Raw genomic sequence first — 25,495 nt, forward strand, 5'->3', positions numbered from 1 at the left:
GCACCAACCACCAGCTCTCTGAAATCATAAAGCGAAATACTACTAAATCCTATCATCGCCGAATCATATCGTGTTAGTAAATTTTTATCATATAAAATAGGAGGATGTCAATAGTTATTTTTGAATTTGCATGATAGAGAAAAAGAGTACAAATTATATTTTTGTTCGTTATAATGAATGTAAGGAGGACAAAATATGAAAATAAAAATCATAATTATTTCAATGTTGTTCACAGTCATTGGTGGTGCTGGAATTTATACAGCATTTGCGTCATCTCCTAATTCAATAAAGAAAAGTGTTGAAAAGCCAAAAGAAACAGTAAGGCAAAATGAAGAAGAAAACATGCAAAAAACAGCAGATAAATTCGGGGTTTCTACAGAAGGAAAAACAAAAGAACAAATCCAAAAAGAAATAGGTGCAGTGCGTTATGAAAAGCGCCAAGAGCTTCTTCGGGAGCATGCAAAAGAGCTCGGAATTGAAATAGAAAGTAAAACGGATGAACAATTAATTCAAGAGATTGGGAAAATTCAGCACGGTAAATAAGGCGACTTATCATAGGATAGGTCGTTCTTTTTTTTTTGAGAATATGATTCCATGAAAAAGAATTGACAGTATTTGTTTTGTAATGTTAACTTTAGTTTAAATTGAGTTAACATTAGAGGTGGTAGTTATGACTGTAAGGAGCATGGATCAAACTTTTACATATGAGGAACTAGCTCAAAAAAATAAAAATTATGTGTGGCATCCATTTACTCAAATGAAAGATTATTTGGAGGATGATCCTGTCATTATTGAACGAGGAGAAGGAAGAAAATTATATGATGTGAATGGGAAAGGCTATTGGGACGGTGTGTCTTCTATTTGGCTCAATGTTCATGGTCACCATGTTCAAGAGCTAGATGATGCGATTCGTGAGCAATTAAATAAAATTGCGCATTCTACATTGCTAGGTATTGCGAATGTACCAAGTATTTTATTAGCCGAAAAAATTATTGAAATTGTACCCAATGGACTGAAGAAAGTTTTTTACTCTGATTCCGGTGCAACATCAGTTGAAATTGCAATTAAAATGGCCTTTCAATATTGGCAGCATAAAGGAAAGTCTAAAAAGAAAAAATTTATTACGATGAAAGAAGCGTATCATGGTGACACAATAGGAGCTGTATCTGTCGGGGCCATTGATATGTTTCACCAAGCGTATAGTACGCTTTTATTTGATACGTTAAAAGTACCATATCCGTATACATATCGTTCTCCTTATGGGGAAGATGGGCAAATGATTGTGAAAAAGCATTTAGAAGAAATGGAAAATTTATTGCAAAGCAATCACGAAGAAGTAGCAGCTGTTATTGTCGAACCAATTGTCCAAGGAGCGAGCGGGATTATTACAATGCCAGATGGTTATTTAAAAGGATTAAGAGAGCTTTGCACAGCATACGATGTTCTTCTTATTACAGATGAAGTAGCAACTGGATTTGGCAGAACAGGAAAAATGTTTGCATGCGAGCATGAGGGAATCACACCAGATATTTTAACTGCTGGAAAAGGATTAACAGGAGGGTATTTACCGGTTGCAATTACCGTAACCACAGAAGAAATTTATCGTGCTTTTTTAGGTGATTATGAGGAACAAAAAACGTTTTTCCATGGTCATAGTTATACAGGAAATCCACTAGGATGTGCAGTAGCACTTGCAAATTTAAAATTATTTGAAACTACTAATCTTATAGAAGCTGTTAGTCATAAAGCAGAATATATCGCAAAACGCTTAGAAGTTTTGCGTGAGTTTAAGCATGTGGGAGATATTCGTCAGCGAGGCTTTATGATTGGCATTGAGCTTGTGCAAAATAAAGAAACGAAGGAGGCATATTCTTGGCAGGAACGAGTCGGTGTGAAGGTTTGCAAAAGAGCACGTGATTTAGGAATGATTCTTCGTCCGCTTGGGAATGTCATTGTCTTTATGCCGCCGCTTGCTTCTACGATAGAAGAACTTGATGATATGATTGCGATTTTACAGCAAGCCATTCAAGAGGTAACGGAGGGAGAATGATGAGTGGTTTCTTTGTAACAGCAACCGATACGGAAGTAGGAAAAACGGTTGTAACAGGTGCATTAGCAGGTGTGCTTCGCGAGCGTGGATATAATATCGGTGTGTATAAACCATTGCAAAGTGGTCATCTTTCCTCCCATCCAGAAGGAGATGCTGCTCGGTTGAAAGGAGCTGCAGGTGTAACAATATCTTGCGAAGAGATTTGTCCATACTCAGTTCAAGAACCGCTCGCGCCTCGTCTAGCAATGAAGCGGGCGGGAAGGAAAGTATTATTATCAGATATTATAAGTCATTATGAAAAATTATCGAAACAATTCGACTCTTTTCTTGTAGAAGGCGCTGGCGGACTTGTAGTCCCTTACACAGACGATGCCCTCGTTGTTGATTTTGCGAAACAATTGCAATTACCGTTGCTTATTGTAGCAAGGCCAACACTTGGGACAGTGAATCATACGATTTTAACAGTTTCTTATGCAAAAGCACACGATCTATCAGTCGCAGGTATCATTTTATCTGGATGCCGAGAACATGAAAAAGAAAGAGTACTAGAAAATAAAGAAATGATAGAAGAATTAAGCGGCGTACCGGTTATTGGATTGCTGCCAGCGCTGCGTGAAGACTTTACAAGAAATGAACTATTACAAGCGGCAGAAGAGAGTATTGCTATCTCAAGGTTAGAGGAGTTTTTACGCAATGAATCTAGTGTGGGAAACGTATTTTCAGTCTAAGTTATCGAGTCTGATAGAAACGTCGCAGCATCGAAAATTGATGGAAACGGAGCACGCCGAACAAGCGTGGCTCGTTCGAAATGGAAAGAAGTTATTAAATTTAGCTTCAAACAATTACTTAGGATTAGCTGGTGATGAACAGTTAAAAGAAGCTGCAATAGAAGCGACAAAAAAATATGGGACCGGAGGGGTGGCGTCTCGTCTTGTTGTTGGGAACTATCCGTTACACGAAGAAATTGAACAGCGTATATGCGCTTGGAAAGAAACTGAAAAAGCGCTAATTGTCAATAGCGGTTACACAGCAAATGTCGGAGCAATTTCTGCACTTGTAAATCGGCATGATATTGTGTTTAGCGATAAGCTGAATCATGCCAGTATTGTAGATGGCATCGTATTAAGCGGTGCCGAGCATAAGCGCTATCGTCATAATGATTTAGAACATTTAGAGAAATTGTTGAAATCTGCAAAGATAGAAAAACGAAAACTAATTGTTACGGATACTATTTTTAGCATGGATGGAGATAAGGCTCACTTAGAAGATTTAGTGATGCTGAAAGAAAAGTACGGAGCGCTTCTTATGGTTGATGAGGCACATGCAGGCGGAATATATGGGAGAAATGGCGCGGGTCTTGCTCATGAGTGTCCCCAACTGGCTAAGTCAATCGATATTCACATGGGCACATTTAGTAAAGCAATGGGCTGTTATGGTGCGTATATTACTGGAAGCGCTGTTTGTATCGAGTATTTGATCAATACGATGCGCAGTTTTATTTTTACAACCGCGTTACCTCCAGGAACGCTTGGCGCAATTGGGAAAGCAATTGACATTGTGAGAAAAGATGAAACAGATCGTTATAGATTAATAGAAAATGGCCGATATTTTCGAACAGCTCTGCAAGAAGCTGGATTTCATATTGGAGACAGCACGACCCATATTGTTCCTGTTATCGTAGGTTCTAATGAAGCAGCGCTCCGTTTTAGTATGAAATTGCAAGAAGCAGGGATAGCGGCAATTGCGATTCGGCCGCCTACTGTACCGCAGCATAGTTCCCGCATCCGGTTTGCCGTAACAGCGCAGCATACGAATAATGATTTGCAGTGGGCAACGCAGCGGATTGTACAAATTGGAAAAGAAGAAGGAGTGATTTCATGACGCAGCCTACTCTTATTCTTATACCCGGATGGGGCATGGAAGAACAGGTTTGGGAAGCATTCCTTCCGCATTTGCATGATTTTCCTGTACATGTTGTTCATTGGCGCCATATTGAAGACAAACAGGAGTTTCAACGTCGAATTATAGAGGGAGCGCAAGGGAAAGAAGTAATTTTAGTTGGTTGGTCACTTGGGGCACTGGCCGCTCTTCAAGCGCATCGTTCATTGCGAACGAAAGGGATTGTGTTACTAGGAGGAACAGCGAAATTTACAACAGATTCTGATTACATATATGGATGGAAACACGTCTTTGTCGACCGAATGAATCGAAATCTTTTGAAACAAAAAGATGATACGTTGAAACGATTTTATAGGAGTATGTTTTCCAAGGCGGAACAGGAAGATGCACAGGACGTTGCATTTTTGGACATAGCGGAACAATTTCAAGGTGATTCAATTCATTCTTTGCAATGTGGGCTTCAATATTTAATGGAAACAGATGTTAGAGAGCATCTATTGCAAATAGATGTGCCAGTATTGCTTCTTCATGGAAAAGATGATGCTATTTGTCCTCTGTCTGCAGCGGAGTATATACAAGAAAAAATAAACGCATCACTCATAATTATAGAAGAAGCTGGACATGCACTTTGTTTCACACAAGCAAAGCGATGTGCACAAGAAATGATACAGTTTGTAAAGGGGATAGAGCGAAATGATTAACAAGACGTTGTTACAAAAACGATTTAATCAAGCTGCTGTATCCTATGATCAATATGCAAATATTCAAAAAAAGATGGCAGATCGGCTGCTTACTCATATGAAAGAACATTACGATGAAGCGGCACAAATTCATATTTTAGAGCTTGGCTGCGGCACAGGTTATGTAACAGAGCAACTAGCGGCATCTTTTCCCAAGGCAGCGATTACAGCTGTTGATTTTGCAGAAAGCATGATTACGAAAGCAAAAACAAGGTGTGATGTAGAGTCTGTTACATTTCAATGTGAGGACATTGAACGAATTATACTTCATGAACAATATGATGTAATTATCTCTAATGCAACATTTCAATGGTTAAATGATTTATCAGCTACATTAGTGAATCTATATAAAAATTTACGTGAAGATGGTGTGCTATTGTTTTCGACATTTGGAAATGAAACGTTTCATGAGCTTCATACATCATTTCAGCGTGCGAAAACAGCGTATGCAATAGAAGATACAACAACTGTTGGACAAACTTTTTTTACAAGATTACAACTACAAGAATTATGTAAAAGAATAACAGGGGATATACATGTGGCTGAAACATGTTACATAGAAACATTTGCTACAGTTCGTGAATTTTTACAATCTATTCGTAAAGTTGGAGCAACGAATAGTAATGAAGGATCTTATTGTCAAAGTCCTTCTATCTTTCGCAGTATGCTTCGCATATATGAACAAGATTTTACAGAAGGTGAACGAATTGCAGCAACATATCATGCTTTATTTTCTTATATGAAAAAAGAGGGGAAGAGAAGAAATGAAACATGTACAAACGAAAACAGATTGGAAGCAAATCGCATTTGAAGTATTAGAGGGCAGAGAGGTAACGAAAGAAGAGGCACTAAGTATTTTGCAAGCAAATGATGAAGAAATTTTAGAAATTATGAATGCGGCGTATGTGATTCGTCATCATTATTTCGGGAAAAAAGTAAAACTAAATATGATTATTAATACGAAGTCAGGCTTATGTCCAGAAGATTGTGGGTATTGTTCCCAATCAATCGTATCAGAAGCTCCGATTGATAAATATGCTTGGTTAACACAAGAGAAGATTGTAGAAGGTGCGCATGAAGCAATCAGGCGTAAGGCAGGTACATATTGTATCGTTGCTTCTGGTCGTCGCCCAACTAATAAAGAAGTAGAGCATGTTATTGGAGCTGTAAAAGAAATCCGCGAAACGACTGATTTGAAGATTTGTTGCTGTTTAGGATTTTTAAATGAAGATCAAGCGCAGCGCCTTGCAGAAGCTGGTGTACATCGTTACAATCATAATTTAAATACACATGTAGATAATTACGAAAGCATTTGTTCAACTCATACGTATGACGATCGTGTTGATACAGTTGAAAAAGCGAAGCATGCGGGTATATCACCGTGTTCTGGTGCTATTTTCGGAATGGGTGAAACGAAGGAACAACGTGTAGAGATTGCATTTGAATTAAATCGTTTAGATGCAGATTCTATACCATGTAATTTCCTTGTTGCTGTAAAAGGAACACCGTTAGAAGGACAAAAAGAATTAACACCAATGCAGTGCTTAAAAGTATTAGCAATGATGCGTTTTGTGAATCCGTCAAAAGAAATTCGTATTTCTGGCGGACGTGAAATCAATTTACGATTTGTTCAACCTCTTGGCTTATTTGCGGCAAACTCAATCTTCGTTGGCGATTATTTAACAACTGCTGGCCAAGAGCCAACAGCAGATTGGGGAATGATTGAAGATTTAGGGTTTGAAATTGAGGAATGTGCATTATAAAGTGAAACTTCCATCCGTGGGGGGCTTTATCCCCACGGATGGTTAGTTGAACCAATCGGGCTTTTATGGGCAGTTATCCCCCATCTATCTTCTTCGCTTCTCTCTCAATCTTGAGGTGGGGGTCTTACTGCCCGTTAATGCGGGATAAACCTAGTGATAACTTGAGAAGAAAGCTCTTCATGAAGGAGCTTTCTTTTTTTGTAAATAAAATGTAATAAAGCGTATATAAGTGTTGCGATTACTGGATTTGTAAAGAGATTACATAATATGTATTTGAATTTCCCATTCTGTAATTGTGCATAGTAAGAGAGAATTTAATCGTGATTTGGAGGATTCGCATGCATAGATATATATTAGCAGTTATGAGTTTTCTTATTTTATTAAAAGCGGTTAGTGCAGATCCAGTAAAAGCGGCTGAAAATCCTGAACAGAAAGATTTGCAAAAGAGGGTCGAACAGCATTTTCGACACCAAGCTGAGTACTTTGGAATCGAAACAGAAGGTAAAAAATTAAAAGAAGTGCGTCAAGAACTTCAAATTTTGCAAGAAGGACAGAGAGAAGGAAAAACAGAAAAATAAAAAGAGACCGAAGCCTCTTTTATTTTGTATTTGAAATGCAATCAGTTCATTCTGCTCAAACGTCTGGTAAAAAGTAAGAACAGGAAGAAAATCTAACCAGCCATAAGAGCTCGATTGGGTGGGCTAACCCCTTGTGAGAGAAAGTGTCTCACAAGAGGAAGTTTCACTTCATGCCCACTGGCGGGATAAGTTAGCCATCTCAATCGCTGCAACTGCAGATTCCCAGCCTTTATTTCCAGCCTTTGTACCAGCACGTTCAATCGCCTGTTCAATCGTTTCTGTTGTTAACACGCCAAAGATAACAGGGATTTCTGTTTGTAATGAAAGTGAAGCTACGCCTTTTGCTACTTCATTACAAACATAATCATAATGTGTTGTTGCGCCGCGTATCACTGTTCCAAGCGTAATAACAGCATCGTATTTTCCGCTGTTTGCCATTTTCTTGGCGATTAACGGAATTTCAAATGCACCAGGAACCCAAGCGACATCAATGTTATTTTCCTCTACCCCGTGACGCTTTAAACCATCTAATGCACCGCCTAATAGTTTACTTGTAATAAATTCGTTAAAACGCCCAACGACAATACCTACTTTTAATCCTGTACCAACTAAATGACCTTCAAATACCATCATGTATCTCTCCCTTAATTTATTTTAATTTTTCCAATATAGAAGTGACTGCTGTGAAAAGAAAAATAAGACCTGCTCTCGCTTTCAACTTTTGTTTTAAACTTTGTATGTGACAGGAATAGGTCCTGACCGCTTCTATGCATGACCAGATGCTCTGGCTCACCCAAAAAGAAAGGTTTTGTAATGTCCGTTTTTCAAATTGTATATAAATACACTTTGATTTTTTAACAAACAAATTGCTCATATGCAGAATATAATATGCTGGCTACTTGTCTGCACCTCTTGTTTTAAAAAAAGGCCCCAACCGCTCCTATGCGCGGCCAGACGCTCTCGCCCTCCCCTAAAAAAGGGGTTTTTATGTCGGTTTTTCAATTTGTAGTTATATATTATAAATTTAATAAATGACCTAATTTGGTTGATTTCGTTTGTAAATATGCTTTATTTTCTTCTTTTGCTGGCATTTGGAGCGGCACGCGTTCCACAACTTCTAAATCATAACCTTGTAAGCCTGCGATTTTCCGTGGGTTATTTGTTAAAAGGCGAAGTTGTTGTAACCCTAAATCTTTTAAAATTTGTGCGCCAATACCGTAATCACGAAGATCAGCTGCAAAGCCCAGTTTTTCATTTGCCTCTACAGTATCGTAACCTTCTTCCTGCAGTTTATATGCGCGTAATTTATTAAGCAGTCCAATGCCTCGTCCTTCTTGACGCATATATAGAAGAACTCCTTTTCCTTCTCGTTCAATTTGAGCGAGCGCTGCATGAAGTTGCGGGCCACAGTCGCAGCGGCAAGATCCAAATACATCGCCAGTTAAGCACTCGGAATGGACACGCACAAGCGCTGGTTGACCTGTAGAAACATCGCCTTTTATAAGAGCAATATGTTCTTGATTATCCAGAGAATTAGAATAGCCAATGGCCCTAAATGTACCAAAGTCGGTTGGTAATGTAATTTCGACTTCGCGTTGCACTAACGTTTCATGATGACGGCGGTACGCAATTAAGTCTTCAATTGTAATCATTTTTAGATTAAATTGCTTGGCAATTTCTAATAAATCAGGCACTCGTGCCATCGTGCCATCTTCATTTATAATTTCACAAATAACACCTGCTGGCTCTGCGCCGCATAATTTTGCTAAATCTACAGCAGCTTCTGTATGCCCAGCGCGGCGAAGAACACCCCCTGCTTTTGCGATTAAGGGGAAAATATGTCCAGGGCGTTTAAAATCACTTGCTTTCGCTGTAGGGTTTAATAGTTCGCGTACAGTTGTTGCGCGTTCATGAGCGCTAATACCAGTTGTCGTTGAAATGTGATCAACACTAACTGTAAAAGCCGTACCATGTGAATCTGTATTTTGTGAAACCATTGGCTCTAACTCTAAACGATGGGCATATTCTTCTGTAACGGGAACACATACAAGACCGCGCCCATGTGTAATCATAAAATTGATTGTTTCTGGCGTAATATACTCGGCTAAAGAAATAAAATCCCCTTCATTTTCTCTATTTTCATCATCGCATACGATAACCGCTTTCCCTTGCTTTAAATCTTCTAGTGCTTCTTCAATTCGATGAAACATTTTATCTCCTCCTTTATAGGAACCCATTGTCTTGTAAAAAGCTTTCTGTAATTGAGCTCTTTTTTGATGTTGGTTGTGTAATAAAACGTTCAATATATTTTCCAATCATATCGCACTCAATGTTCACGATATCGCCAGCAATTTTTGTTCCGATTACTGACTGACTTAATGTGTGGGGAATGAGAGAGATTATGATGGAAGATTCGTCTATTCCGAAAATTGTAAGGCTTGTACCATCAATGGCAACAGACCCTTTTTGTAAACAATATCGAAGCAATTCATTTGGTAATTGTATTTTGTAATATACAGCGTTATGGCTTCGTTTTTTATCGATAATTGTTCCAGTGCCGTCAATGTGTCCTGTAACAAAATGCCCACCGAAGCGGCCGTTTGCACTCATAGCACGCTCTAAATTTACTTTTGAACCGCGGCTAAGTGACTGTAGCGACGTTGCCCGCATCGTCTCGGGCATGACATCAACGGTAAAAGAATAGGGTGTAAAAGAAGTGACAGTTAAACATATCCCGTTTACAGCAATGCTGTCACCTAAGTTTACATCTACTAAAATGATCTGTGCTGAAATTGTCAGTTTCATAGCTTCGCCGGTTTGCTGCATATTAGCGATTGTTCCAAGTTCCTCAACAATTCCTGTAAACATAAGGTACCTCTTTTCTCGGAGTGGCAACTACTTTTATATCATCACCAATTTGTTCCATCGATTGAATATGCAGCGTGAGTGCATCTTCCAGTTGTGTAAAACCATTTCCGCCAAAGCATGTTGGGGCTTCTTTACCACCAATTAGCTTTGGACTAATATAAGTAATCAGTTCCTGAAAACAATTTGCTTCTAAGAAACTTGCATGAACTGTTTGTCCGCCTTCGACAAAGAGAGAAAGAATATTTTTTTCTCCGAGAAGATCGAGCAGTTCGTTTATTTCAATATGATTCGTCTTCATTTGCAATACAGATACCATACCTGATTGGAATTTTGCGATTTTCTCTTTTGAAACGTCATTTCCAACGATAAGCCATGTTGGAGCCTCGCCATCTGTAATTACGTGAGATGAAAGCGGGGTTCGTAAATGTGTATCAAGCACGATGCGAATCGGATTTTTTCCGCCATTTACAATCCGCGTTGTTAAATGCGGATTATCGGTAATAATTGTATTTACACCGACGAGAATGGCATCGTGTGTATGGCGATAACGGTGTACATCAGCACGTGCTTCTTCACCTGTAATCCATTTACTTTCTCCTGTACGAGTAGCAATCTTTCCATCTAAACTCATGGCTGTTTTTAGCGTTACAAATGGGCGCTTTGCTTGCATGTAGTGAAAAAAGTAACAATTTAATTCTTTTGCTTCTTTTTCTAATACACCAATTGTTACGTCAATTCCAGCTTCCTGTAATCGCTTGACACCTTGACCTGAAACGAGTGGGTTGCTATCGAGTACCGCAACAACAACTCGTTTTACATTCTTTGCTATGAGTAAGTCACAGCAAGGAGGTGTTTTTCCGTGATGACTGCACGGCTCTAGCGTTACATATACTGTTGCGCCGTGAGCATTTTCACCAGCCATGCGAAGAGCGTGAACTTCAGCGTGTTCAGTTCCTGCTCGTAAATGGGCCCCTACTCCAATGATATTCCCATCTTTTACAACAACAGCACCGACCATTGGATTAGGACTTGTTTGCCCAGCTGTATTTTTTGCTAATTGCAAAGCAAGTGCCATATATTCTTGATCTGTCATAAACTCACCTCTCCTAAAAAAATCAAAAAACCCCAAGGATTATAATCCTTGGGGTGAGAGAGACGATGTTTCTAGAAATATAAGAAGGATACGAGAGTATGCGAAAGAAACCTAGCGTTGATCGAGATGTTTGCATAGAAAAGAAGCCTAGCAAACATCTATTTTTTACATGCTAGTGTTATTGTATGATTTCAGCAAAAAAAAGAATGGTATATGAAAGACAACATATGTATGTTTAAAAATAAACAGTATATATGTGCATGCTGAAATAAACATAGTATCCTATTATACGTACTAGAAAACATATCCTTCTCCCATCCAGACTATACTGTCGGCCCTAGAGTTTCACTAGATCCACCGTTTTCAACTTGAAAACGGGTCACGGACTTAGAAGTGTGCACTTCATCACCGCCGGTTGGGAATTTCACCCGACCCCGAAGGATGCTGTTTGCTCACATTATAGCACAAAAAAGACAAAAGGCTATAAAAAAATATTTGAATGTGAAGAATTGTATGAAAATAAAGGGGAGCTTAAATCATGCATTAGCGAAGAGAATAAATTTGTTATACTAGTGTAGAAAAATTGTAACTACTCAGTCACTCTATGAAAAACCGATAGAAAAGCATTTTTTTAAGTGGTCGAGAGGGACTGGCTATGTATAGTAGCGGTCAGGGCCTTTTCCTGCCACGCGCAAAGTTTTAAAACAAAGAAAGGCAGCGAGGTGTATGTCCATTTTTACCCCGCTATTCGTGGGCAGTAATACTCCCATCTCAAAATTTGGCGAAAGCCATTGTCCAGCTCCAGTGGCTAGAATGTTCGGTGGCTTCGCTTCTTCCTACGAGGAAAAAAAACCTCTACGTCAGAAGCTCCATCCCCCTCACATTCTGAACGAGCCACTTCCGCTTTTCTTAAGAAGTTAGGTGGGAGATAAACTGCTGGCATGTGCCCGATTGGTGAGGGCTGATAATCAGTGGGGGATGAAGAGAACCCCCCACTGATTAAAGTTTCACTTTATCTTCATGGCAGCAATTATAGGTAAGCGTATTTTCGCTGGAATTATACTCCTTACCAAATTTCTAAATGAACTGTATGGCTGAGTAGTTATGAAAAATTTTATATAGCGTCTAAAATGAGGTGAAAGTATGAAGTATATTGCTGTAGGAGTAGGCGGTGTTATTGGAGCTTTAGCTCGCTATGGAGTAGGATTGCTTTTTGAAACAACATCTTTTACTGGTTTTCCATTCGCAACATGGTTAGCTAATATGAGTGGCAGTTTTTTATTAGCATTTTTAACGATGTCTATCTTTCGGATGAAACAAGTTTCACCGCTTATGATAAGTGCTATTGGTACAGGGATAATTGGTTCATATACAACGTTTTCAACGTTTAGTGTGGACACGCTGAAGCTATTGCAGCATGAAGCGTTCAGGATTGCTTTTTTATATGTGAGTGTGAGTATGATAGGGGGATTGCTTTTCTCTTTTGGCGGATTTTATGTTGGGAATATGCTATATGAACGAGGTGTGAGGAAAGAAGGAAACGTATGAATATTTTACTTGTCAGTATCGGTGGCTTTTTCGGTGCAATTGCCCGTTTTTTTATTAGTACGATAGCGAAAGAAAAATATGGGGATTCTTTTCCGTATGGAACATTTTTTATAAATATAATTGGTTCGTTTTTACTCGGTATATTATACGGTGCTGGAGTAGCTAAAATGTGGCTATTGTTATGCGGCACAGGATTTATGGGAGCATTTACGACGTTTTCGACATACCAACTTGAAATGGTACAATTTATACATAAACGAGAAGGGCAGAAAGCATTACTATATTTTGTTATGAGTTATGTAATAGGTATTGCCAGTGCTTTTGCTGGATTTTATATGGGAAGGATGTAAAAACACGCGCACATTTTCTTGTGCGCGTGTTTTTTTATTCCTTCGGTGCACGTACAGCAGATTCAAATTTTCCTTTATGTGAACCATCGCAATACGGCATATTTTTGGATAACCCGCAACGGCATAGTGAAAATGCCGGCTTTGCTGGAAATACATTTCCTTCTGCATCGATTAGTTCCACATCCCCTGTAATGCGGAACGAACCATTATCATTTACTTTAATTTGTACTTTCCCCATTGTTACACCCCCTTACCAAACGCATATGTTTATCATATACTTACTAGAATGACTTGACAATGTTTAGAAACAATGCTTTTTGTGAGAAAATAGAAATGATATAATAAGTCATATACTAAAAATATATTAAGGTGAACATAAATATGAACAAACAATTACGTACATTACAAAACATTGCAACAGAGCGAACGTGGGTATCGTTTTTAAATGATAATCATCCGTACAGCTTACTTCATTGGTCAATTGCTGGTGTGCAACAAGAAGTGAAGGATGTATGGTTATTACAAGATGAAGTGACATTTCAAACAACAGAGTTTCCATCACTTGATGAAGCAGTAAAGTGGATTTCTGAAAATATGGATCAAGTTACAGATGTATTGGCGTAATACAAGCTCGCCATTGTGAATGTAATAAAATTTTTGCTGTTGGTTGAGATAAGAAAAAGGCTAATTCATTTGGAGATGAATTAGCCTTTTTGTATGTAATCATGTGGGGGATTTCATAGCCAGCAAAGACGACCTGAGTAAACAGAAAGGATCGTTTGAAATTATATTGTCATAGTAATGTAGTATGTTTTTATTATTTTGAGAGTAATTATATAAATACATTTTAGTTTTTCGACATATCAGTCTCTGCTCTGCAAAACATGACCTGCAATTGCTTTCTTCTTTTGTTTTAACCTGTGTACGTGGTAGGAAAAGGAACTGACCGCTTCTATGCATGGCCAGATCCCCTTACTCATCTAAAAAGAAAAGGTTTTTTAATTTGTATTTATATAGTTTCGTTAAATTGATAGCGATAAGGTATATCTGTTAATTAATTTAAATCTTTAATTAAGCGGTCTCTGAATTTTTGGTCTTTCAAAATTTTTAATTGGAATTCATTGTAATGCTCACTCAAGTTCATATATTCAGTTTCGGTTAAGTTATTAAACATAAATACTATTTCCGTCATATTTCCATCTTTATCTTTTGCATAAATGGAGTTTGTCAATAGAAATGCTGTTGTTGAACCACCTTTTTGTCCGGCATGTATTAACCACTCCTTGTTAGTTGGGTTTTCCATTAGTGATTCGACAATTTTGTCTAACTCTTTTTGCATATTTGGTGGAAAATAGTCTTTACGATTCAGTCGTTCTATCAATAGTAGATAGTCTTTTGCAGATGCGGCTGGTAAATTATCTGACCAAATTCTTTGAAATTTCATATCGTCAAGGTATGGAATATTACGCTGCTTAAATTCAGTAGGATTTTTCATCCATTGGTGAATCTTAATAGATTCCCTAGAAAATTCTTGTTGTGACATAGCTTTCAGTTTTTTAAAGGTTTCGTCTTCGGTTAAGTTCTCTTCTTTTTTTAAATTGCCAGCAACGTATAAACCAGATACAAGGGGATATATTTCTTGATGGTGAGGCAATTGTAAATTTTTTATCGTTTGATTAATGTTTTCAAGACCTAATTTGTCTATTAAATAGTCGGCATTTGCATTAGAACTAAACTGCAACATCCCTTTTGCAACTTGTTCTAACGTTACTTGATTATTTTGAATAAGGTTTTTTTCTTTTAAATAATGAATCCAATCTGGATGAGCAGAGCCATCTGTATCTTTCACATAATAAGCTTCTAAATCACTTAAAGGAATTTGTTGATCAGCTTTAATTGTTCCTTCTGCAGATTGTTTAGCAAATTCTACAGCAATCATTAGTTTCATCATGCTTGCTAAAGGGATTACCTCATCACAATGTATATTAACTAGATTTTTTCCGTTTCTTTGTAGAATAAAAGATACATTTTTATCTGTCTTATGTGTCTTTAAATACTCCATAACAGGATCATAATTTTCTTTTTGTTTATGTACAATAAAGAAAATGAAAATGATTAGTAATATAATTCCTAGTCTTTTAATGAGTTTCAACTCAACTGCTCCTTCTGTCTGTCTAATTATTTTGTAAACTTTTGTAATATAATTATATCATAAAATTACCTTTTATGACACGTGTTACCAATTTTGTTTTTCTGGAATGAAATTTTACATATCCAAACACCTCGAATGACGAGTAAAGCTGAAGTTATTATTTGTACAAATAAAGTGAAACTTCCATCAGTGGAGGTTTTTTTCATCGCCCACTGATGGAAAGCCCGCCCAATCGGGCTTTTACGGGCAGTTATCCCCCACCTATCTTCTTCGCTTCTCTCTCAATCTTGAGGTGGGGGTCTTACTGCACGTTAATGCGGGATAAAATTTGTATCAGTACCATGGATATTTAATTCCTAATGCATAAAAACATCCAATGTGTGCAACATACAATCGATAGAAACAGCAAAGAAGGTGGAAGTTGTTGTGGAAACGATTATTTATAATAAGTAGTATTATTTTCTTTTGCATAGCTGGATGCAATAGGGAAGAGCAGGCTAATAAATCAAGTGTTAAAGGTATTTTATCCGATCATCAAATAGATTTTGTTATAAAAAATGTAAATCGTGTACCGCATTATGATGTATGGACTGCAAAAAATAATTACACGCTTCTTGTTGTAAACTTTTCTTTAAAGAACAGTAGAAACAAAAGTATTATTGTTAAGCCTTCTCAGTTTAATGTTATTTCGGAAACCGGAAAAATATATGGAGTTGTTCAAACGAAAAGGAATACAAGTGTATTGCATGATAGACAGCTAAAATCATACGATTCATTGCAATCGAGCATTATATTTGAAATACCTAAAGAAGAGATGGCATCTGAATTATTATTTGCTCCTTCTTTTGCTAAAGATAAACCGATTGTTATTTCCTTAAAATAAAAACAGGCTTATGCGAGCCTGTTTTTTGTTTCGTTTACATATGCTGTTAAAAATTGATCAACTGCAGCTTCATATTCTTCTTTATTTTCTGCATACGAACAAGCATGAGCTCCTTTTTCGGCAATAAAGAGTTCTTTTGCTCCGTCTTTTGCTTCATACAATGATTGCGTCATATTGCATAAAATGTAATCATCATCTTTACTGTGGATGAATAATACAGGATTTTTAATATTTTTCACACATTCAATTGGCGAAACTTCCCGAATCGTATAACCATCACGTACTTTTAAAAATGCATTAGCCATTGGTAAAAGTGGCCATTTTGGTAAATGAAACTCAACTTTTAAACGGTGATGAAGCTGTTCGTAAAAATCAGAGAACGGACAGTCAGCAATGTAAAAATCAGCACCGTCCTCAACCATACCTGCATATTGCAGGAGCGTTGCTGCTCCCATAGATTCACCATGAATACCAAGTGTAATATTTGAACCGAATCGTTGTTTGAGCCAATCCACTACCGTTTTTAAATCGTGTTTTTCGTAATAACCATAACTTGTTGTTTTGCCGCCTGTTTGGCCGTGGCGGCGATGATCATAAATAAACACGTTGAATCCTCTGTTTAAAAATAAATTTGCATACTTAATAGAATTTATTTTGTTGACGGTGACGCCGTGACAAAAAATCATGAACTTATTTGAATGGCTAACAGGAATATAGTAACCATGGATGTTATAACCAAATTGAGAAGAGAGGTATACTTCTTCTTTCTGTAGAGCTTCAAAATCCTCCAAGCGAAAATGTTGTTTTGTTTCACGTTCTAAAATTTCTTCTTCTGTTTTTTTCTTTAAATACATGACTTTATTCGTAAAGAACATGCCAATTCCAATAAGAGTACCGATTATCGATAGTAATGCTGTCCAAAACGCTTTCATATTCTATCCTCCATATAGTACATATGATAATTACATTGTATCATAACCATATGAAAAGGTGAGAGCAGCAAGGGTGGTAGGAATTCACAATATAAAGAGGAAATATTGACTATGATAGAGATATAATCTTACTTAAAATTAAGTTTGAAAATTTTTTTTGTAAGATTAATAAGGGGTCTGACTAAGAAAAATATCTATGTTTTATAAATAGGAAGTTTTTTTATAACAAGAAATTATTGGGAAAAAATACACATAATAATTGCGTAAAGGTATGGATTTGATAATTTCACAGACTAGTATAAATCATATATAATTATTCAAATGAGTAAAATAGGAAAAGGAGAGATGAGATGATATTTTTCTTTCAATTAGCAGTAATTTTGCTAAGTACAAAGCTTGCAGGTGACTTAAGTGTCAGATTAGGGCAACCATCTGTACTTGGTAAGCTTATTGTTGGTATTATAATTGGTCCAGCGGTACTAGGATTAATTGATAATACGGATTTACTAAAGCAGTTAAGTGAGGTTGGGGTTATTCTCCTCATGTTTATGGCTGGATTAGAAACGGACTTAAAGGAACTGAATGAAAATCGCAATTCTTCTTTCGCAGTAGCAGTTGGTGGAATTATTTTGCCGTTTCTAGGCGGCTATGTTGCCGGTCTTATTATGGGAATGGAGCAAGCAAATGCAGTATTTTTAGGCTTACTTCTTTGTGCAACTAGCGTTAGCATCTCTGTGCAAACGCTTCGAGATTTAGGGAAAATGAAAACGCGCGAAAGTACAACAATGCTTGGCGCCGCTGTATTTGATGATATCCTTGTTGTTATTTTACTTGCATTTGCAATGAGCTTCTTAGGTGCAGATGATGTGAATTTAACAATGGTTATTTTGAAAAAGGTTGTTTTCTTCGCAGCTATAATCTTAATCGGATGGAAAGGCGTTCCGATGATTATGCGCTGGCTTTCTCCGCTTCGCGTGTCAGAATCTATTATTAGCGCAGCCCTTATTATTTGTTTTTCTTTTGCTTATTTCGGAGAATTATTAGGAATAGCGGGAATTATCGGAGCGTTTGCGGCAGGGATTGCTATCTCTCAAACAGATTATAAACATGAAGTTGAGAAGAAAGTTGAACCAATTGCATATGCAATGTTTGTTCCTATTTTCTTTGTAAGTATTGGGATGAATATTACGTTTGCAGGAATTGGAGATCAAATTTGGTTTATTGCCATTTTAACAGTAATTGCTGTGTTAACAAAATTAATTGGTTGTGGTCTTGGAGCGCGGATGACGGGCTTTAATTTACAGTCTTCTACAATCATTGGTTCTGGAATGGTTTCGCGTGGTGAAGTAGCGCTGATTATTGCTGGACAAGGTCTTACGTCAGGATTATTAGCAAAAGATTATTTTACAGCAATCGTTATTGTTGTTATTTTGACAACGATGATTACACCACCAATGTTGAAGAAAACATTTGCGATAAAAGACAAACAATTGAAAGAGGAAAGAAGTGCTCTGTAAGCACTTCTTTTTTATGTAACAATTTTCAGAAATATAAAACAATAACCTTGACGTGGTGGTCAATTTGTTTTACGTTAAAATTGTAAACCATTTCCATGCTGAGGGGTGAAGATGTGGCAACGATACGTGATGTTGCAAAGTTGGCAGGAGTTTCAGTCGCGACAGTTTCACGAGTGTTAAATGAAAAAGGATATGTCCATGAAGATACGGTAAAACAAGTGAAGAGTGCAATTGAGGAGTTGCAATATAAACCAAATGCGGTAGCCAAAGCTTTATTTAAAAAGTCTTCCACCATGATTGCTTTACTTGTATCTGACTTACAAGACCCAGCATCCTTATCCTTTCTTACGGTTATTGAAGAAGAAGCTTATAAAGAAGGGTATCAAATCGTGATATGTAATGTGAAACGTAAGCGTGGTTACATGGATATATTGGAACAAAATAATATTGCTGGTATTCTTATGACACGTGATGTATATGAAGGGTTACAAAAAGAAAGAGTATCAGTTCCATTTGTAATTGTAGATTCAATCGAGGAAATGGCTTCGCAGTACTATAATGGAGCAATGCGAGCTGTTTCGTTTCTAGAAGAGAAAGGATGTCACTTTCTTGCTTATATTCATGAAGAACCAAGTAATGAAGCGATAGAAGAACATTTCACTGGTTTTTTAGACGCGGTTTGGAAGAAAAAGATATCTTATCGAGTGATAGAAACGCATAGAAGAGAGACAGATTTAGAACAAATAGCTGCAGAGGTATTGAGAAAACATCCATATATAGATGGAATCGTTACTTGTAGTGATACTGTCGGAATTGATTTTATCCGTGCTGCGCAAAAATTACATATCTCCATTCCAGAACGTTTACAGGTTATTGGTTTGAACGGAACTGTGCAAGGAGAGTGGTCTACGCCGTCTTTAACGACAATTGTGCAGCCGATAACAAGTATAGGGAAAGTTGCTATTCATAAATTAATCGCAAAAATAAAAAAAGCGGAATATAACCAAGATATAGAGAAGTTAGATTTCATTCTAATTGAGAGAGAATCAACCAAATGAAAAGGGCGTGAGAACACGCACCTTTTCTATTTCGCTACTTGTAGGCAGTAAGAGTTCGATTGATAGAAGTTTCACTTTGAACAAGAAACATGCTTCATGCAGTGCACAATCCTTTTTATAAAATATAGAAAAAGTCGAAGTATTCAAGGGTGCAGTAAGAAGTGTTCTTGTTTAATTTCGAGTAACGTTTCCGTAAAACGTTCATGTTCTTCAAAGTGTGGAGAATGGGCTGAGTTAGGAAACCAAATCATTTTTTTGATAGGCGCGTTCAGAACATCGCAATATTGTTGTACAAGTGCATAAGGTGTTTGATAGTCATAGCGTCCGGAACAAAAATAGACAGGAAACGAGACGCTTGGAATTTGTGAAAAGAAATCAATTGTTAACATTTCTCTCCATAATTCTCCGGATTTTATATTTCCACTAAAAAATTTTATCCAATCTATCCATGAGTATTCAGATGAAAAAAATCCTTTTCGAATGAACGAAAAAAATGTCCCATTTTGAATAGCACCCCCAAAGATACCAAGCCATTTCCTTTGAATAAGTAATCGTTTTTTATCTAGAAATGGTGGTTTTCCAAGTTTTTTTAAAGAAGCGAGTGCCTGGTCATGTCCGTGCTGTTTTGCGGATTGAATTAAATGTTCAAAAAGTAATTTCTCGTTTTGTTTCATATGCACAATTTGACCAACTCCAATATAGGCTTCGATGGATTGGGGAGATTGCCGTGCAGCAGATAATCCAATGATACTCCCCCAGGAATGCCCAACAAGAAATAACTTCTTTTTTTGAAACTTGTTTAGAAGATAGTCAATTAGTTTATGTGTATCCAAAATAAATTGCTCAATTGTTAGCGGTTCTTTGAAATCTCGCCATGAAAAGGATTTTCCTGCTCCGCGTTGATCCCAGTTGACAACAATAAAATGTTTCTCAAGTTCTTTTTGGAAATGGCGTGTAAAGCCAATATGAGCCATTCCTGGTCCACCGTGTAAACATAATAAAAGCGGTTGTTTGAGATCTTGCCCACGAATGAGCAACGATTGTTTGCGATTGTTTATAAGAACATTTTCAATTGTAGCAATGCTATTTGAAATCAATTGCTTATTTTTATCGTAAAAAGAGGGAGTGCTGCTGCGACTGAACATGAGAGAGACCTCCTTTTGAGCGCAATATAGTGAACGGTGTCGTTTTTTTCATCATATACTAAATATACTAATAAGAAATCATTGTATCATAACATAATAACTTTATCCCGCACGAATGAGCAGTAAGATGCTTAAAAATAGAAGTTTCACGTTATGTTTAAGGGAGAGGAGGGAGGAGGTGGAGATTGGTGAAATTATTGATCGTTTAAATAATCATGAACCGATAGCAATTGTTGCGAAACGACTAGAAATGAGTCCATATACACTATCAAAAAAATTACGATTGCTCGGATATGAATATGATAATGAACAGAAAAAAAGGATGTTTGTTGGGAAGGGAGCAGAGCCTCGTCATTTACAATTAAAAGAAGCTGTGAGCATACAACAGGAAAAAATAGATTATCAACGTCTCATTTATGAGCAATTGCAAAATATTTATAAGTTGTTGCAAAAACAGGAGTATGGAATGTGTATTACTTCTATCCAACAAGGAGAGAAAAAAAAACGTACGTTTTCTCTTTCAAAGCAAATATTAGAACAGTTAGATTGTTTTTCTGTTAGAAATGGTGTGCACAAGTCAAAAATTGTTGAAATTGCGCTGGAAGAATATTTAAAAAGATATCGTGAAAAAGAATAAAAGCGGGATTTCCCGCTTTTATTCCACTATATAAATCCATTTTCATTTTTCGACATATGAGTGGCTGCTATACAGAATGCATGCTCCCTTTGTTTTAAACCTCGCATGTGGCAGGAAAAGGTCCTGACCGCTTCTATGCACGGCCAGATGCTCTCGTCCTCCCTAAAAAGAAAGGGGTTTTTATGTCGCTTTTTTAAAATTTATATATTATAGGTAATAAGGTTTGAAAAAGACTCTAAATCTGTATTTTATAATGACTAATTTATTTTTTGAATACGACCATCAATTTTTGCTTCAATTGGTGATTTTGCTTGTTTCACATAATTTACTAGTACATCTAAATCATTCGGGCCTGCCTCTGCATTTTTTCCATTTCTAAATGAAACAAAACCGTCCCCGCCAGAAGCTAAAAAGGCATTTGCCACGACAGTATATGTTTGCGAATCAACGAGGGATTCACCGTTTGATAGACGTACATCAACGACTTTTTCACCAACTGCTTTATTATCATCCCATTTATATGTGATGCCGGAAATTTGGAGCATACGTGTTTTATCTTTTTGCCACTGCTGATTTAAAATGTCACGAATATCTTTTCCAGTCAATGTTGACTTTATTAATTGATTGCCAAAAGGTTGAATGCCATATAATTCTCCCCACGTAATATCTCCTGCGTCTAAATCGTTGCGAATGCCACCAGGATTCATAAGAGCAATTTGTCCATTCATCGCACTGCGCTGTGCATCAGCAATTAAGTTACCGAGCGTTGATTCTCCAGCAGGTGATTGTTTTCTGTCTAAAGCAGTTGCAGATTTGCCGACAACTTCATTTACAAGAGGAGCAACTTTTTCTTTATATTGTTCGACTTTTTTCTGAATTTGTGAATCTGGTTGTATGCCGTCGCGGAATGTTGGAACAATTTCAGCCTTTTTCTCTACAATATCTTTTGTTTTCTTGTCAATTTTTAAATCAACATCTGCGAAAGCAGCACCGTACGAATAAGCTTGTACAAGAAGTTTCCCATTTACAGTTCCATTTACATATGCGTGGTTATGCCCGCCAAAAATGACATCGACTTCTGAATCGGTATTTTGGGCTAAGCGAATGAGATCCCCATCTGTAATTCCTTTATCATCCGTTGTACCAGGATTGTGTGCTAGTACAACAATTGATTTTACGCCTAATCGTTTTAATTGCTCGGCAGATTTGTTAATTGCTTCTACTTCATCTGTGAACTGTACATTTTCAATCATTTTTGGCATAACGACGTTTGGCGTTTCTGTTGTGACAACACCAATAAAACCGACTGGAACGCCTTGTACCATTTTAACTGTAAATGGTGGTAAGAATAAGCGTCCTGTTGTCTTATTATAGACGTTAGCTGCAACGTAAGGGAACTGAGCGCCTTTAAAGTTTCCTGTTTTCTCGTGATACCCACCGTAAATAAGGCGACGCATTTCATTTATACCTTCATCAAATTCATGGTTTCCAAGTGTGCCAACATCAAAGCCAAGATCATTGAGGATCTCAATTGTTGGCTCATCTTGTAATAAAGCAGAAATTGGTGGACTTCCTCCAACTACATCTCCGGCATGAACAAGTAATGTATTTGGGTTTTGCTTTTCGCGATCACGCAAATATGTAGCTAAGTAATCGACACCACCCGCATCCTTATTGTTTATTTTTGTTACTGTGTTTAATTGACCGTGGAAGTCATTAATGCCCAGCATTTGAACATCAATGTAACGATTTTCTTGTGCTGGTGTAGAAGTTGGTGGTGCTGCAAAGACGCTTGAGAATGTAACTGTGCTTAAAACAGCAACTGCAGGTATAATTTTTTTCCACATGTTTTTGTTTCTCCCCCTTTTATATAAATCTGACATCATACGACACAATTTTAATAGATTACGAGAAAACAATCTATAAAAAAATTGCTGTTTTAAAAGAATTCACAAAAAAAACTTTTATTTTTATATAGAAAATAAATAATTAATTGAAAGCGGTTAACTCTATAAACCTATTTGGAGTGTTCAATATATATAAATCCAAATTAAAAACCTGACATAAACCCTTTTTCTTTTTAGATGGTCGAGAGCATCTGGCCATGCGTAGAGGCGGTCAGGGCCTTTTTCTTCCACGTGCGAAGTTCAAACAAAGAGAGAAAGAAAGTGGCAGGTTATTTTTTGTTCAGCATAGCGGCGACTTGTGTGTTGGAAAGTAATTTGGATTTATATATATAAATCCAAATTAAAAATCTGACATAAACCCCTTTTCGTTTTAGATGGTCTCGCCCCTCCTAAAACGAAAAGAGGTTTTTATGTCGTTTTTCACCTCGCTTGTATATAGAGAAAGCTAGGATTTGTGTAGCAAAATAGCGAAACTATCCTTTTGGTTGCTGCTAATTCACAATTTCTACTATAATAAAGAAAAAAGTAAAAGGTGATTTGATTATGGCAAAGAAAAAACAAAAGCGTACGCAGAACCAAACAGCAATGAAGATGGAAAAAGAAGCAATAACAATTGGAGATCAATTGAATGAAACTCTAATGAAGCAACTAAAAGGTAAGCAGAAAGAGTTAAAAGAGCAAGAAGAACAGAAAAAAGAAATGGAATTAGAGAGAAAGCGCAAAGAACAGCGTGAACGGGAAAAAAATAAATCATTTGAAGAATTATTAAGTGAAAGTAGTTTGTCATGGAAAGACTTTAAGTAAGAAACGAGTATAAGAGGGATGGGCATGAGAAAAGTGGAAGTAGTACCCTATGAAAATCATTGGGCAGAAAAGTTTCAGAAAGAAGCGAAACGTTTAAAGGAAGCAATGCCAGAACATGTGAAAGTTCACCATATTGGCAGTACATCTGTGCCAGGGTTAGCGGCAAAACCGATTATTGATATGATTATGGAAGTTGCAAATATTGATAAAGTGGATAGTTGGAATGATATCTTCCAAAAACTCGGTTATACATCAAAAGGTGAAAATGGTATTTCGGGACGGCGTTTCTACATATACGGTACAGAAGAAAAGCGAAGTTATCATTTACATGTATATGAAACAGGTAACCAAGAAATTATGCGTCATCTCTCTTTTCGTGATTATATGATGGAGCATTGTGAAGAGGCAGAAGCATATGCAACGTTAAAGCAAGAGCTTGCGAAACAATTTACATATGATATCGAGCAGTATATTGAAGGAAAAGATGCATTTGTTCGTGAGAGGGAACAAAGAGCGATAGAGTGGATGAAGAAAAAATAACGTGCCATATAGATGTGGCACGTTATTTTTATCATTGTTTTACGGAAGTAATAAAATTTTCCCTGTGCTTTTTCTACTTTCTAAATGATGGTGTGCTTTTGCACCTTCACTTAATGGAAATGTAGTTGGTTTAGATAACTTAATCTTTCCTTGTTGAATCCACGTGAATAGCTCGTTAGAACGAATAGCGCGTTCTTTCAGAGAAGTGAGTACATTCCATAAATCCCCGCCAGTTAGCGTCTTAGATGTATCCATAAGCATGCGCGGGTCTACAGGCGCTGGATCGCCTCCTGCCATTCCGTAAAAAACAACGGTTCCTCCAATGCGTGTTGCTTCAAAGCTATCCGTCAACGTAGAACCAACAGATTCATATACGACATCTACACCTTTTCCGTTAGTCGTATGCATGATTTTCTGTTTCCAATCATCCTCATACAAAAAGGTCCAGTCTGCACCAACTGCTTCAGCAGTTTTTGCTTTTTGAATAGAAGAAGTAAGTGCAATCACTTTGCCACCTAATAACTTTATAATTTGTACAAGAAGTTGCCCAACACCACCGGCAGCAGCGTGTACGAGTACAATATCTCCTTCTTTTACCGTATAGCTATCGCGGGTTAAATAGTGAGCTGTTAAACCTTGTAGTAAAATAGAAGCAGCAGTTTCATGTGAAATATGATGAGGAAGTGGAATTGCCTTCTCTACTGGAACTGCTACAAGTTCTGCATTTGCATAAGGAACATCTGCAAATGCGATAGAGTCTCCTTGCTTTATTGCCGTAACATTATTTCCTACCATTTCTACAATTCCAGCACCTTCGTAACCTAAAATGTATGGTGGTTTACCAGCAAGGTGATAATTACCTTTTCTTCTATAAACATCGGCAAAATTTAAGCCAATTGCTTTCATTTTTACAAGAATTTCATTAGGTCCGATAACAGGATTAGGGATTTCTTTATATTGTAATACTTCTGGTTCTCCAAATGTGTTAAATATAAGAGCTTTCATCTTTTTTCCTCTACTTTGTGTATTTT

The 25,495-nt window shown here is 37.1% G+C and carries 25 protein-coding genes, 2 pseudogenes, 1 riboswitch and 1 other annotated feature (1 of these 29 only partly in view); of the genes and pseudogenes, 17 read left to right on the forward strand and 10 right to left on the reverse strand.

Features of this window, described 5'->3' with window-relative positions; translation table 11 throughout:
* Positions 1 to 65 (reverse strand) — a binding site (T-box leader); it reaches 156 nt to the left of the window's first position.
* Positions 66 to 195: 130 nt separating this feature from the next.
* From ACIGHG_RS03695 to ACIGHG_RS03730, 8 genes and pseudogenes are all read left to right on the forward strand, one after another.
* On the forward strand, positions 196 to 543 hold the full coding sequence (locus ACIGHG_RS03695) for a hypothetical protein (RefSeq protein ID WP_396547258.1): 348 nt from the start codon (positions 196 to 198) through the stop codon (positions 541 to 543).
* Between the two features lie 127 nt (positions 544 to 670).
* Positions 671 to 2,050 (forward strand): adenosylmethionine--8-amino-7-oxononanoate transaminase, encoded by a 1,380-nt coding sequence (gene bioA, locus ACIGHG_RS03700; protein WP_396547260.1) that lies wholly within the window; start codon positions 671 to 673, stop codon positions 2,048 to 2,050.
* Positions 2,050 to 2,778, forward strand: a complete 729-nt coding sequence (bioD, locus tag ACIGHG_RS03705) for a dethiobiotin synthase (RefSeq protein ID WP_336471426.1) — start codon at positions 2,050 to 2,052, stop codon at positions 2,776 to 2,778. Before bioA ends, bioD begins: the two co-directional genes overlap by 1 nt.
* Positions 2,744 to 3,931, forward strand: a complete 1,188-nt coding sequence (gene bioF, locus ACIGHG_RS03710) for an 8-amino-7-oxononanoate synthase (RefSeq protein WP_336471344.1) — start codon at positions 2,744 to 2,746, stop codon at positions 3,929 to 3,931. Before bioD ends, bioF begins: the two co-directional genes overlap by 35 nt.
* Positions 3,928 to 4,650 carry an alpha/beta fold hydrolase gene (locus ACIGHG_RS03715; RefSeq protein WP_396547262.1) on the forward strand — a complete coding sequence of 241 codons (723 nt, stop codon included), beginning with the start codon at positions 3,928 to 3,930 and terminating at the stop codon, positions 4,648 to 4,650. The genes bioF and ACIGHG_RS03715 overlap by 4 nt, the downstream gene beginning before the upstream one ends.
* Entirely contained in the window at positions 4,643 to 5,500 is an 858-nt protein-coding gene (gene bioC / locus ACIGHG_RS03720; protein WP_336471346.1) for a malonyl-ACP O-methyltransferase BioC, read from the forward strand. The genes ACIGHG_RS03715 and bioC overlap by 8 nt, the downstream gene beginning before the upstream one ends.
* A complete protein-coding gene (bioB, locus tag ACIGHG_RS03725; protein WP_090914019.1) occupies positions 5,454 to 6,452 on the forward strand; it encodes a biotin synthase BioB in 999 nt (332 codons plus the stop codon). The genes bioC and bioB overlap by 47 nt, the downstream gene beginning before the upstream one ends.
* Before the next feature lie 338 nt (positions 6,453 to 6,790).
* Positions 6,791 to 7,009, forward strand: a pseudogene (locus ACIGHG_RS03730) (hypothetical protein); the annotation flags it as partial.
* 189 nt (positions 7,010 to 7,198) lie between these two features.
* Here the strand turns inward: ACIGHG_RS03730 and ribH are convergent.
* The 4 genes and pseudogenes from ribH to ribD all read right to left on the reverse strand — a co-directional run bounded on the left by ribH (position 7,199) and on the right by ribD (position 10,991).
* Positions 7,199 to 7,660: a 6,7-dimethyl-8-ribityllumazine synthase gene (ribH, locus tag ACIGHG_RS03735; RefSeq protein WP_020059455.1), complete on the reverse strand. Its 462-nt coding sequence runs from the start codon at positions 7,658 to 7,660 to the stop codon at positions 7,199 to 7,201.
* A gap of 386 nt (positions 7,661 to 8,046) precedes the next feature.
* Positions 8,047 to 9,240 (reverse strand): bifunctional 3,4-dihydroxy-2-butanone-4-phosphate synthase/GTP cyclohydrolase II, encoded by a 1,194-nt coding sequence (locus ACIGHG_RS03740; protein ID WP_336471347.1) that lies wholly within the window; start codon positions 9,238 to 9,240, stop codon positions 8,047 to 8,049.
* Positions 9,241 to 9,253: 13 nt separating this feature from the next.
* Positions 9,254 to 9,898 (reverse strand): riboflavin synthase, encoded by a 645-nt coding sequence (ribE, locus tag ACIGHG_RS03745; protein ID WP_090914023.1) that lies wholly within the window; start codon positions 9,896 to 9,898, stop codon positions 9,254 to 9,256.
* Positions 9,832 to 10,991, reverse strand: a pseudogene (gene ribD, locus ACIGHG_RS03750) (bifunctional diaminohydroxyphosphoribosylaminopyrimidine deaminase/5-amino-6-(5-phosphoribosylamino)uracil reductase RibD). Before ribD ends, ribE begins: the two are co-directional and overlap by 67 nt.
* Positions 10,992 to 11,293: 302 nt before the next feature.
* Positions 11,294 to 11,437: riboswitch (FMN riboswitch) on the reverse strand.
* A gap of 697 nt (positions 11,438 to 12,134) precedes the next feature.
* On the opposite strand from ribD, the gene ACIGHG_RS03755 reads away from it, so the two are divergent.
* Positions 12,135 to 12,539 (forward strand): fluoride efflux transporter FluC, encoded by a 405-nt coding sequence (locus ACIGHG_RS03755; protein WP_336471349.1) that lies wholly within the window; start codon positions 12,135 to 12,137, stop codon positions 12,537 to 12,539.
* The gene (crcB, locus tag ACIGHG_RS03760) at positions 12,536 to 12,889 is read left to right on the forward strand and encodes a fluoride efflux transporter CrcB (protein ID WP_336471350.1); all 354 of its coding nucleotides are present in this window, start codon (positions 12,536 to 12,538) and stop codon (positions 12,887 to 12,889) included. The genes ACIGHG_RS03755 and crcB overlap by 4 nt, the downstream gene beginning before the upstream one ends.
* A gap of 34 nt (positions 12,890 to 12,923) precedes the next feature.
* On the opposite strand, the gene ACIGHG_RS03765 is transcribed toward crcB, so the two are convergent.
* Complete coding sequence (locus ACIGHG_RS03765; protein ID WP_336471351.1) at positions 12,924 to 13,127, reverse strand: CDGSH iron-sulfur domain-containing protein; 204 nt, start codon at positions 13,125 to 13,127, stop codon at positions 12,924 to 12,926.
* Positions 13,128 to 13,270: 143 nt separating this feature from the next.
* Between ACIGHG_RS03765 and ACIGHG_RS03770 the strand changes: the two genes are divergently transcribed.
* Entirely contained in the window at positions 13,271 to 13,513 is a 243-nt protein-coding gene (locus ACIGHG_RS03770) for a DUF2552 family protein (RefSeq protein WP_090914031.1), read from the forward strand.
* A 430-nt stretch (positions 13,514 to 13,943) separates the two neighbouring features.
* On the opposite strand, the gene ACIGHG_RS03775 is transcribed toward ACIGHG_RS03770, so the two are convergent.
* On the reverse strand, positions 13,944 to 15,041 hold the full coding sequence (locus tag ACIGHG_RS03775; RefSeq protein ID WP_396547267.1) for a serine hydrolase: 1,098 nt from the start codon (positions 15,039 to 15,041) through the stop codon (positions 13,944 to 13,946).
* Between the two features lie 424 nt (positions 15,042 to 15,465).
* On the opposite strand from ACIGHG_RS03775, the gene ACIGHG_RS03780 reads away from it, so the two are divergent.
* The gene (locus ACIGHG_RS03780; RefSeq protein ID WP_336471353.1) at positions 15,466 to 15,924 is read left to right on the forward strand and encodes a DUF4352 domain-containing protein; all 459 of its coding nucleotides are present in this window, start codon (positions 15,466 to 15,468) and stop codon (positions 15,922 to 15,924) included.
* A gap of 8 nt (positions 15,925 to 15,932) precedes the next feature.
* Here the strand turns inward: ACIGHG_RS03780 and ACIGHG_RS03785 are convergent, their stop codons facing one another.
* Entirely contained in the window at positions 15,933 to 16,856 is a 924-nt protein-coding gene (locus ACIGHG_RS03785; protein ID WP_336471354.1) for an alpha/beta hydrolase, read from the reverse strand.
* Positions 16,857 to 17,206: 350 nt separating this feature from the next.
* On the opposite strand from ACIGHG_RS03785, the gene ACIGHG_RS03790 reads away from it, so the two are divergent.
* Together ACIGHG_RS03790 and ACIGHG_RS03795 are read left to right on the forward strand one after the other, a co-directional pair.
* Entirely contained in the window at positions 17,207 to 18,373 is a 1,167-nt protein-coding gene (locus ACIGHG_RS03790; protein ID WP_336471355.1) for a cation:proton antiporter, read from the forward strand.
* Positions 18,374 to 18,486: 113 nt separating this feature from the next.
* Positions 18,487 to 19,431 (forward strand): LacI family DNA-binding transcriptional regulator, encoded by a 945-nt coding sequence (locus tag ACIGHG_RS03795; protein WP_396547270.1) that lies wholly within the window; start codon positions 18,487 to 18,489, stop codon positions 19,429 to 19,431.
* 143 nt (positions 19,432 to 19,574) lie between these two features.
* On the opposite strand, the gene ACIGHG_RS03800 is transcribed toward ACIGHG_RS03795, so the two are convergent.
* Positions 19,575 to 20,576 (reverse strand): alpha/beta fold hydrolase, encoded by a 1,002-nt coding sequence (locus ACIGHG_RS03800; protein WP_336471356.1) that lies wholly within the window; start codon positions 20,574 to 20,576, stop codon positions 19,575 to 19,577.
* Between the two features lie 178 nt (positions 20,577 to 20,754).
* Here ACIGHG_RS03800 and ACIGHG_RS03805 point away from each other — a divergent pair, with 178 nt between their 5' ends.
* Positions 20,755 to 21,213 (forward strand): ribbon-helix-helix domain-containing protein, encoded by a 459-nt coding sequence (locus tag ACIGHG_RS03805; protein WP_336471357.1) that lies wholly within the window; start codon positions 20,755 to 20,757, stop codon positions 21,211 to 21,213.
* Between the two features lie 257 nt (positions 21,214 to 21,470).
* On the opposite strand, the gene ACIGHG_RS03810 is transcribed toward ACIGHG_RS03805, so the two are convergent.
* Positions 21,471 to 23,060 (reverse strand): bifunctional metallophosphatase/5'-nucleotidase, encoded by a 1,590-nt coding sequence (locus ACIGHG_RS03810; protein ID WP_090914047.1) that lies wholly within the window; start codon positions 23,058 to 23,060, stop codon positions 21,471 to 21,473.
* A gap of 603 nt (positions 23,061 to 23,663) precedes the next feature.
* Between ACIGHG_RS03810 and ACIGHG_RS03815 the strand changes: the two genes are divergently transcribed.
* Positions 23,664 to 23,924 (forward strand): DUF3886 domain-containing protein, encoded by a 261-nt coding sequence (locus tag ACIGHG_RS03815; RefSeq protein WP_396547272.1) that lies wholly within the window; start codon positions 23,664 to 23,666, stop codon positions 23,922 to 23,924.
* A gap of 24 nt (positions 23,925 to 23,948) precedes the next feature.
* Entirely contained in the window at positions 23,949 to 24,464 is a 516-nt protein-coding gene (locus tag ACIGHG_RS03820) for a GrpB family protein (protein WP_336471360.1), read from the forward strand.
* A 39-nt stretch (positions 24,465 to 24,503) separates the two neighbouring features.
* Here ACIGHG_RS03820 and ACIGHG_RS03825 read toward each other — a convergent pair whose 3' ends face one another.
* On the reverse strand, positions 24,504 to 25,469 hold the full coding sequence (locus tag ACIGHG_RS03825) for a quinone oxidoreductase family protein (protein ID WP_336471361.1): 966 nt from the start codon (positions 25,467 to 25,469) through the stop codon (positions 24,504 to 24,506).
* Positions 25,470 to 25,495 lie beyond the last annotated feature (26 nt).

Origin of the sequence: Bacillus sp. NPDC077411, from assembly GCF_044543425.1 — a bacterium.
Classification (GTDB): domain Bacteria; phylum Bacillota; class Bacilli; order Bacillales; family Bacillaceae_G; genus Bacillus_A; species Bacillus_A bruguierae.

What these genes read in the sequence shown, in the direction of transcription:
- ACIGHG_RS03695 (WP_396547258.1), top strand. Translation starts at nt 196, where the DNA reads ATGAAAATAAAAATCATAATTATTTCAATGTTGTTCACAGTCATTGGT.
- bioA (WP_396547260.1), top strand. Translation starts at nt 671, where the DNA reads ATGACTGTAAGGAGCATGGATCAAACTTTTACATATGAGGAACTAGCT.
- bioD (WP_336471426.1), top strand. Translation starts at nt 2,050, where the DNA reads ATGAGTGGTTTCTTTGTAACAGCAACCGATACGGAAGTAGGAAAAACG.
- bioF (WP_336471344.1), top strand. Translation starts at nt 2,744, where the DNA reads ATGAATCTAGTGTGGGAAACGTATTTTCAGTCTAAGTTATCGAGTCTG.
- ACIGHG_RS03715 (WP_396547262.1), top strand. Translation starts at nt 3,928, where the DNA reads ATGACGCAGCCTACTCTTATTCTTATACCCGGATGGGGCATGGAAGAA.
- bioC (WP_336471346.1), top strand. Translation starts at nt 4,643, where the DNA reads ATGATTAACAAGACGTTGTTACAAAAACGATTTAATCAAGCTGCTGTA.
- bioB (WP_090914019.1), top strand. Translation starts at nt 5,454, where the DNA reads ATGAAACATGTACAAACGAAAACAGATTGGAAGCAAATCGCATTTGAA.
- ribH (WP_020059455.1), bottom strand. Translation starts at nt 7,660, where the DNA reads ATGGTATTTGAAGGTCATTTAGTTGGTACAGGATTAAAAGTAGGTATT.
- ACIGHG_RS03740 (WP_336471347.1), bottom strand. Translation starts at nt 9,240, where the DNA reads ATGTTTCATCGAATTGAAGAAGCACTAGAAGATTTAAAGCAAGGGAAA.
- ribE (WP_090914023.1), bottom strand. Translation starts at nt 9,898, where the DNA reads ATGTTTACAGGAATTGTTGAGGAACTTGGAACAATCGCTAATATGCAG.
- ACIGHG_RS03755 (WP_336471349.1), top strand. Translation starts at nt 12,135, where the DNA reads ATGAAGTATATTGCTGTAGGAGTAGGCGGTGTTATTGGAGCTTTAGCT.
- crcB (WP_336471350.1), top strand. Translation starts at nt 12,536, where the DNA reads ATGAATATTTTACTTGTCAGTATCGGTGGCTTTTTCGGTGCAATTGCC.
- ACIGHG_RS03765 (WP_336471351.1), bottom strand. Translation starts at nt 13,127, where the DNA reads ATGGGGAAAGTACAAATTAAAGTAAATGATAATGGTTCGTTCCGCATT.
- ACIGHG_RS03770 (WP_090914031.1), top strand. Translation starts at nt 13,271, where the DNA reads ATGAACAAACAATTACGTACATTACAAAACATTGCAACAGAGCGAACG.
- ACIGHG_RS03785 (WP_336471354.1), bottom strand. Translation starts at nt 16,856, where the DNA reads ATGAAAGCGTTTTGGACAGCATTACTATCGATAATCGGTACTCTTATT.
- ACIGHG_RS03790 (WP_336471355.1), top strand. Translation starts at nt 17,207, where the DNA reads ATGATATTTTTCTTTCAATTAGCAGTAATTTTGCTAAGTACAAAGCTT.
- ACIGHG_RS03800 (WP_336471356.1), bottom strand. Translation starts at nt 20,576, where the DNA reads ATGTTCAGTCGCAGCAGCACTCCCTCTTTTTACGATAAAAATAAGCAA.
- ACIGHG_RS03810 (WP_090914047.1), bottom strand. Translation starts at nt 23,060, where the DNA reads ATGTGGAAAAAAATTATACCTGCAGTTGCTGTTTTAAGCACAGTTACA.
- ACIGHG_RS03815 (WP_396547272.1), top strand. Translation starts at nt 23,664, where the DNA reads ATGGCAAAGAAAAAACAAAAGCGTACGCAGAACCAAACAGCAATGAAG.
- ACIGHG_RS03820 (WP_336471360.1), top strand. Translation starts at nt 23,949, where the DNA reads ATGAGAAAAGTGGAAGTAGTACCCTATGAAAATCATTGGGCAGAAAAG.
- ACIGHG_RS03825 (WP_336471361.1), bottom strand. Translation starts at nt 25,469, where the DNA reads ATGAAAGCTCTTATATTTAACACATTTGGAGAACCAGAAGTATTACAA.